This is a genomic window from Arthrobacter psychrolactophilus (assembly GCF_003219795.1).
GTDB classification, from domain to species: Bacteria; Actinomycetota; Actinomycetes; order Actinomycetales; family Micrococcaceae; genus Specibacter; species Specibacter psychrolactophilus.
On the sequence record NZ_QJVC01000046.1, the window covers coordinates 1 to 1,166 of the forward strand.

A 1,166-nucleotide genomic window follows, 5' to 3' on the forward strand; every position below is an offset into this window, starting at 1 on the left:
CGGAATTTTTCAAGTCAAGCGGTACCAAGGTGAGTTAGACAGCGGTTAGGCTGCTTGTTTTTCGGTGGCTTCCTTTGGTTGATTGATCCATGCCGGCCCGGGTAGGGCCAGGATTTTGGGGTCGGTTGTGGTGTTGAATCGGTGCGGGTTTTTGGCCCGAGCCGCGGCGAGCGTCTGGGAACGTTTTTGTGCAACTTGGTCGGCAAAGCCGTAGTGCACGTTGGCGGGTGTGTGGAACCCGATCCCTGAGTGTTGGTGGTCATGGTTGTACCAGTCGACAAAGTCGCCAATGAAGGCGCGGGCATCGCCGAGAGAACCGAAGCGCTCAGGGAACGTCGGCCCGTATTTCATGGTCTTAAAAAGTGACTCACTGTAGGGATTGTCATTGCTCACGCGAGGTCTGGAATGGGAACGAGTGACCTCCAAATCCGAGAGCAACGCAGCCACGGTCTTGGATGTCATCGACGTGCCCCGGTCGGCATGCACTACCTGTGGGATGCCATGGATGCCGAAGATTTCCTTCATCATTTCCATGGCCAGGACCGCTGATTCGCTGGCGTGCACGTGCGCGCCGACAATGAACCGCGAATGGATATCGATCATCAGATAGCAATCAAAATACTTGCCCTTGACCGGGCCGGCAAGCTTGGTAATATCCCACGACAGCACTTGACCTGGTGCGGTGGCCACCAGCTCCGGAATCGCCCGGGCCGGATGCTTTGCCAGTTTCCGGCGCTCCTTGACCTGCTTGTTCTCCTCCAGCACACGGTAGAACGTGGAGACCGAGCCCAGATAGATGCCGGCATCGAGCAGCTTCGCATAAACCTGCAGGGGTGCCAGATCCACGAACTCCGGCGAGTTCAACACAGACAAGATCTCTGCCCGCTCCACGGTACTGAGCTTGTTCGGCGGCTCCACAGCTGGTTCCTGATCTTCCGGAGCGACAGGCTTGCGGTAAATCGTGGTGCGCGAGAGCCCCATCAAAGCCGCAGCAGCCCGCGTAGGAACAGCCAAATCAATGAGCTCCTGGTAAGCGCCCATCAGCGCTTCTTGGACGTCGGATCGTCGTTCGTGTCCTCGTCAGAGAGTCTCCAAGAACGCGTGCAGTTTTCCCATCACTCCAAGGGCTGCCTCGGATCGTTTCAACCGACTCTCACTCACCTCCA

Annotated in this window: 1 pseudogene; it reads right to left on the reverse strand. The window is 57.5% G+C overall.

Going from position 1 to position 1,166, the window contains the following annotated elements:
- Positions 1 to 45 precede the first annotated feature (45 nt).
- A pseudogene (locus CVS30_RS17665) lies at positions 46 to 1,166 on the reverse strand (transposase); the annotation flags it as partial.